This is a genomic window from Pseudomonas faucium (assembly GCF_021602585.1).
Taxonomy (GTDB): domain Bacteria; phylum Pseudomonadota; class Gammaproteobacteria; order Pseudomonadales; family Pseudomonadaceae; genus Aquipseudomonas; species Aquipseudomonas faucium.
On the sequence record NZ_BQIP01000052.1, the window covers coordinates 1 to 6,089 of the forward strand.

General features: G+C 55.7%; 6 protein-coding genes, 1 other RNA gene and 1 pseudogene. 7 read left to right on the top strand and 1 reads right to left on the bottom strand.

Annotation, left to right across the window (positions count from 1 at the left end; all coding sequences use genetic code 11):
* The 7 genes from L6D75_RS27020 to L6D75_RS27050 form a co-directional block, all read left to right on the top strand.
* A partial coding sequence (locus L6D75_RS27020; protein ID WP_176518418.1) for a hypothetical protein occupies nucleotides 1-227 on the top strand: 227 nt, incomplete at its 5' end.
* Complete coding sequence (locus L6D75_RS27025; protein ID WP_176518417.1) at nucleotides 220-477, top strand: DUF3077 domain-containing protein; 258 nt, start codon at nucleotides 220-222, stop codon at nucleotides 475-477. The genes L6D75_RS27020 and L6D75_RS27025, both read left to right, overlap by 8 nt.
* A gap of 265 nt (nucleotides 478-742) precedes the next feature.
* Nucleotides 743-1,036, top strand: a complete 294-nt coding sequence (locus tag L6D75_RS27030) for a hypothetical protein (RefSeq protein ID WP_176518147.1) — start codon at nucleotides 743-745, stop codon at nucleotides 1,034-1,036.
* Nucleotides 1,037-1,135: 99 nt separating this feature from the next.
* Nucleotides 1,136-1,527, top strand: a transfer-messenger RNA (tmRNA) gene (gene ssrA, locus L6D75_RS27035).
* A 398-nt stretch (nucleotides 1,528-1,925) separates the two neighbouring features.
* On the top strand, nucleotides 1,926-2,309 hold the full coding sequence (locus tag L6D75_RS27040; protein ID WP_176518146.1) for a nucleotide pyrophosphohydrolase: 384 nt from the start codon (nucleotides 1,926-1,928) through the stop codon (nucleotides 2,307-2,309).
* 24 nt (nucleotides 2,310-2,333) lie between these two features.
* Nucleotides 2,334-4,202 (top strand): DUF2075 domain-containing protein, encoded by a 1,869-nt coding sequence (locus L6D75_RS27045; protein WP_176518145.1) that lies wholly within the window; start codon nucleotides 2,334-2,336, stop codon nucleotides 4,200-4,202.
* A gap of 533 nt (nucleotides 4,203-4,735) precedes the next feature.
* Nucleotides 4,736-5,539 carry an HNH endonuclease gene (locus tag L6D75_RS27050; protein ID WP_176518144.1) on the top strand — a complete coding sequence of 268 codons (804 nt, stop codon included), beginning with the start codon at nucleotides 4,736-4,738 and terminating at the stop codon, nucleotides 5,537-5,539.
* A 117-nt stretch (nucleotides 5,540-5,656) separates the two neighbouring features.
* Here L6D75_RS27050 and L6D75_RS27055 read toward each other — a convergent pair.
* A pseudogene (locus L6D75_RS27055) lies at nucleotides 5,657-6,089 on the bottom strand (MFS transporter); the annotation flags it as partial.

Genomic DNA, 6,089 nt, shown 5'->3' on the forward strand with positions numbered 1-6,089 from the left:
TCTCCATCCACAGCGACATGCCCCCCACCGACGCCCTGGCCCACGCCAGCGAACTCCTGCGCGGCGTCGCCGAAACCATCGACGAACACTGCCGCACCCATTCAGGCGAATCCGGCCTGAGCATGCTGGGCAACGCCGCCCATGCATCCGAAACCTCAAGGGCGCTGATCGAACATGCCTTGACCGGCCTGCACACCAAAAAAGCCCGGGAGTGCGCCCATGAATGACCTGGTCAGAAACTCCAAAACCGCCGGCCACGAAACCTTCGACCTGTTCCGCCTGCAGCCCGGCGTCCCCTTCGACCACGCCTTCAGCCAACTCTCGGTGCTGCTCGGCTGCATCCGCCACCTGACCACCGAAGCCGAAATGGAAAACGACCGCAAGGCCGGCAGCGCTGCGCGCATCCTCAGCGAAATGGCCAAGGCCCTGATCGACGACATGGAACTGGGCATGAACAAATCCCACACCAGCAACTGACTTGCACCGTTTGTAGGAGCGGCCTTGTGTCGCGAAAGGGCTGCAGAGCAGCCCCAACCATTCCAGCTGCACCGCAAAAACCCTGGGGGCCACTGCGTGGCCCTTTCGCGACACAAGGCCGCTCCTACAGCCTGCAATAACCTGCAATATAAGACCCATCACACACCATCATGTCGCCAAGCCACCACCCCGATTGAACCCTCGCCAAATCCCGACAGTCCACCCTTACAGGCCCACCTTCCAGAGGCCTTGAAAGGAGACACCCATGAAAGGTACTGCGCTTTCCGCCCTCTTCGCGGCCGCCACCCTCCTGGCGTCCCCGGTGTTCGCCGCCGACGACCTCTGCGCCGCCAACCTGCAGAAGATCGACGACAGCATGGCCACCGCCGGCGCCACCTCCGAAGGCCTCGACAAAGCCCTGACCGAGCACGTCGACGAAGCCAAGGCCGCCCAGGCCTCCGGCGACACCAAGAAATGCATCGCCATCACCAGCAAAGTGCTCGAGCGCCTGGAGAAAACCGAAAAAGGCAGCGGCTCGTCCGGCGGCGCCGGCGCATGAGCCTTGAGCGGGCGGCACGAACCCGCAGTCGACGCCGCCCGCGCAAAGGCGTATACTCAGCGCCACGTGCCGAAAGGTACGTCAGCTAGAGCTGAGTGTGGGGCCGATCAGGATTCGACGCCGGTAGCGAAACTCTAGGTGCATGCCGAGTTGGTAACAGAACTCGTAAATCCACTGTTGCAACTTTCTATAGTTGCCAATGACGAAAACTACGAGGGTTACGCTCTCGCTGCGTAAGCAGCTGAGCCCGCTCTCCTGGTAGCTTCGGCTCCAGCAATCATCAGGGGATGCCTGTAAACCCGAAATGATTGTCATACAGAACAGGATCGTCGCGTAGCACGTTGGGGGCAAAGCGACTAAAACTTACCCAACTCGTCCAAAGCACCCTGCCCGTCGGGCGGCTGCGGATTAACTCAGTAGACACGGCTAAGCATGTAGTACCGACAGCGGAGTACTGGCGGACGGGGGTTCAAATCCCCCCGGCTCCACCAAATTGACAATCAAAGACGTCCTTGGACGTCTTTTTTTGTGCCTGCGATTCGGTGAATGCGCGGCCTCCGACGCTTTTTTCGGTCTTTTGAGAGGTTTTGAATTTCAGCCTAATCCCCCTTCAAAGTTGACTCACCCTGAGAGCGATATTTCCTCCAAAACCCGGTGGGCCAGATGGACGTGCCTTTTGGTGGTCTGCTATCGATCAGCCCATATAGGACCGCTCACCTATCGTGCAAGCACAAATAGCCGCCACGTTGAACGCAGCTAGCGAACACTGGCAAGCAATCCGTGCAGCAGGTGAAACAGCACAAAAAAACTGCGAAAGGTGCAAAAACTCTTACAATCCAAGGCCTGATTTCCTACACATTTTCCCCACCGATGCCCAAGAGATAGCCCCGTGAGTGACTCAGACAACTCATCCGCGCCATTGGTTGACGTAGTGAAGCTCGCCGCATCCCTTCAACAGTTCGCAGATGATCGCGACTGGCAGCAGTTCCATTCCCCCAAAAATCTCATCCTGGCTCTCACTGGAGAGGTAGGCGAGCTGTGCGAGATTTTCCAATGGATGAGCGATGCCGACTCGATCTCCGCCGCAACAGACCCCGAAATCGGCCAAGCCGTCAAGGATGAACTGGCGGACGTATTCATGTACCTCGTTCGCCTGAGCAGTGTGCTCGGCATTGACCTCGACGAGGCCGTGACACAGAAACTCGCCTCGAATGGCCAGAAGTACCCCGTGGATAAAGCCAGAAGCACCAGCAAAAAGTACGACCGACTCTGACCAACACGCACCTAAGGACAACCCGTGATCGTTTACGCTGCGACCAAACAGCAATTTCTTAAAGACAACGATAACGATGACATTGAGGAGGTGATCCTCAGGCACTACAAGGAAGCTACCGGCAAGAACGTTGGCTCCTCGGAAATCAGGTCGTGGCAAGGGTCCCTGACGTACATGGCCAAGGTCCTTAGAGATGAGGGCCTCCCGAGCGATGCAGGCCTGGCCATTGAATTACACATTCCGCAGTCCTCGAAGCGAATCGACTTTCTACTCACCGGTCGCGACGAAAACCAGGCAAAAAAGGCCGTACTGATCGAGCTGAAGCAATGGAGTAAGGCCAACGCCACAACCAAAGACGCCATCGTCAAAACGGCATTGGGTGGCGGCCTCGTTGAGACCATTCACCCGTCCTATCAGGTATGGTCCTATGCAGCGCTGCTGGAAGGCTTCAACGAGGCGGTGTATGACAAAAGCATCGAAATCCGTCCGTGTGCCTACCTCCATAACTACGTCAGCGACGGGGTCATAGATTCAGCCCACTATGAGCCCCACATCAACAAGGCTCCGCTGTTTCTGAAAGGCCCGGAAGAGCTCAGTAAACTCAGAACCTTTCTGAAAAAGCATATAAGTCATGGCGACAACAAAGAGGTTCTTTACGAGCTGTCCGAAGGAAAAATTCGCCCGTCCAAGGCACTAGCCGAAGCGCTCGGGGGGTTGATGAAAGGCAAACCCGAGTTCGTATTGATTGACGATCAGAAAGCAATTTTTGAGTCGGCGCTGGCGGCGGCAAGCGAGGCCTCGGACCAAGCACCCAAGGTGATGATCATCGAAGGTGGACCGGGCACCGGAAAAACTGTTCTGGCTATCAATCTGCTGGTGAAGCTCACCGAATTGAAGCTGATGAGCAAATACGTCTCCAAAAATGCCGCCCCTCGCAAGGTCTACGAAAGCAAACTGGTTGGCACCATCAAGCGCAGCCATTTCTCGAATTTCTTTTCAGGCTCTGGGGCATTCATCGACACTGAGCCCAACACATTCGATGCGCTTATCGTGGACGAAGCTCACCGGCTGAATGAAAAAAGCGGGCTTTATGGAAACCTTGGGGAAAACCAGATCAAGGAGCTGATTGACTCAGCGAAATGCTCCATATTCTTTATTGATGAGGACCAGCGTGTAACCTTGAGCGATATCGGCAGCAAGCAGGCGATACGCGCCTTTGCAAAAGCCAAGGGTGCTGTGGTGGAAGAACACGTGCTGTCTTCGCAGTTTCGCTGCAGTGGTTCTGACGGTTACTTGGCATGGCTGGATGACACGCTGGGCATTCGCTCGACGGCAAATCCGACGCTTGAGACTCAAGAGTACGAGTTTAAAGTGTTCGACTCACCTCAGGCGATGCATGACGCAATCAACGAGAAAAACCACGGAAACAAAGCTCGTGTGGTCGCGGGCTATTGCTGGCCTTGGTTGAGCAAGAAAGACCCCACCGCTGCTGATATCGTCATTGGTGACTACAAACGCCAATGGAACCTGGATCAGGATGGCAGCCTATGGATCATCGCTGAGAACTCCATCGAGCAGGTTGGCTGCATTCATACCTGCCAAGGTTTGGAAGTCGACTACATCGGAGTGATTATCGGGCCAGATCTAGTCGTACGTGACGGGGAGGTAGTGACATCCCCGGATGAGCGCGACAAGCACGATAAATCGATTCGCGGCTGGAAAAAAATGATGAAAGAGCAACCTGCCCTCGCGAAGAGTGAAACAGATCTGATTATCAAAAATACGTACCGAACGCTGATGACACGCGGGATGAAGGGTTGCTACCTGTACTGCACCGACAAAGAGACGGCGCAATACTTCGAGAGCCGGCTTAACCAACACAGCAATCGTTGACTGTATCGTTTGCTAGGAGCCCCTGTACCGGCGAGCGCAGGGGCTATGATCAACAGTGCGATCATTTGCTTGATAGATTCGGCCCCGATTCGTTTTGGGACGGTTCTCAAAAAGGCACCGTCCATCGGAATCCAGACCACGCTACGTTCCAACTGGTATTTCAAGCAAGTTGACCAATAAATTATTAACTAGAAAAAACAGATAGATACCGACTTATTTCAAACTACCCCGCCCCACCAAAAAATATTGATAAAAACGTCCATGAACATTTTTTGTACATGGGCCCAGCAAATACACGGCCGCCAGCAACTCTGCGCCCTGCCGATTTTTTGAGTTCGAGCCATGCGGATATTGCCTTGAGCCGGCCGGCTCACGGTCAACGTACCAAACTTCACCGACGCGAGAAATCTTACAAAAGCACTTAACCAGCCGGCCTCACCACAATCGGTGGTATGAGAGCGCACCTTCAGAACGCGCGGTAGGAAATTTCCTAATTTTTGATAGGCTTTTGCCATCGATCGAGAGGAAATGACATGCCCGTCGTCATCGTTGAAAACGACACATCGCAGTGGGAAGACGAGACAGGCGCTGTCTATCACTTCCCCAAGCGCTACCAAACCTGGCTCACCCAGGGAGCCGAAGTGCTCTACTACAAAGGGCGCATCAAGGACAAAGCCTTTGCTTCTGTCCGCCTCAGCACCGATCCGCATTATTTTGGCACGGCACGCATCGGCAAGGTCTACTCAGATCGAAACAGCGATAAGGGTGACCTTTTTGCACTGATCGAAAACTTCACTCCGTTCGAAACCGCTGTCCCCTCGAAAATCGACGGAGCGTACCTAGAGACTATTCCCGCCACACGCGTGAGCAACTATTGGCGCGACGGTGTTCGGCCCATTTCCCAATCCGATTACGATGCCATCCTAAGCCATGCGAAGCTCCTGCCTTCGCAAGCTGACGCGGTAGTGCCGAACAGCGAAGACGATCCATTGACCTTTGAATCGGCCAATGAGGGCAGCAAGTCCACCTACTTTGGTACCCGTTACGAGCGCCGAAAAGACCTAAGGGTAAAGGCCATCGCTATCCACGGACTTGACTGCAAGGCATGTGGGTTTGACTTCGAACAGGTTTACGGCGAACACGCGAAGGGATTCATCCACGTTCACCATGTAGTACCGATTTCGGACTTTGGTGGGGAGAAAGCCGTGAATCCTGAGACCGACCTCGTCACGTTGTGCGCTAACTGCCATGCGGTGGTCCACCGCAAGCGGGATATGACCCTGAGCGTTGATGAGCTGAAAGGAATGTTGCGAGGGCGATGGGTATTCGAGCCTTAGTTGTCTGCCGTTTGGTTAAACGCCACCAACTATTACGGCGACCCGCGCAACTACTCCGTTACCCTCAGGGCCGATTTCTGAGGCCGGAAGGCGCCTGTCAGCCAGGTGCCTTTTTCTTCATGCTCGCGCGAGCGCGCCATGGCTCGGCAGCGGCCGCCCCAGCAGTACACCTACCCCCACGGCAAAGACCAACGCCACACAGCCCGCCGTCAGCAACACCGCTTCGAACCCGCCGGCAAAGGCTTGCCGCGCCAGCGGTGCGACCGTGTCCTGCAGGCTCGGGTCTAGCATCGCCAGGGCCGCAGGCAGATCACCCGCAGCCACGCGCGTCGCCATGGCGCTGACCTTGCCCAGTTGCTCCGGCGCCAACCCGGCCATGGCCTCGCGCAACAGCTGCGCGCTACGCGCCGCCAGCACCCCACCCAACACCCCAATCGCAATCACAATCGCGCCAAACCTCGTAGTCGTACTCAACCCCGAAGCCATCCCCGTACGCTCACGCGGCACACAAGCCATGATGTTCTTCTGCGTATCACCATTAAGCAGCCCC

Excerpts from the sequence above, each read along its gene's own strand:
- L6D75_RS27025 (WP_176518417.1), top strand. The coding sequence starts at position 220 with ATGAATGACCTGGTCAGAAACTCCAAAACCGCCGGCCACGAAACCTTC.
- L6D75_RS27030 (WP_176518147.1), top strand. The coding sequence starts at position 743 with ATGAAAGGTACTGCGCTTTCCGCCCTCTTCGCGGCCGCCACCCTCCTG.
- L6D75_RS27050 (WP_176518144.1), top strand. The coding sequence starts at position 4,736 with ATGCCCGTCGTCATCGTTGAAAACGACACATCGCAGTGGGAAGACGAG.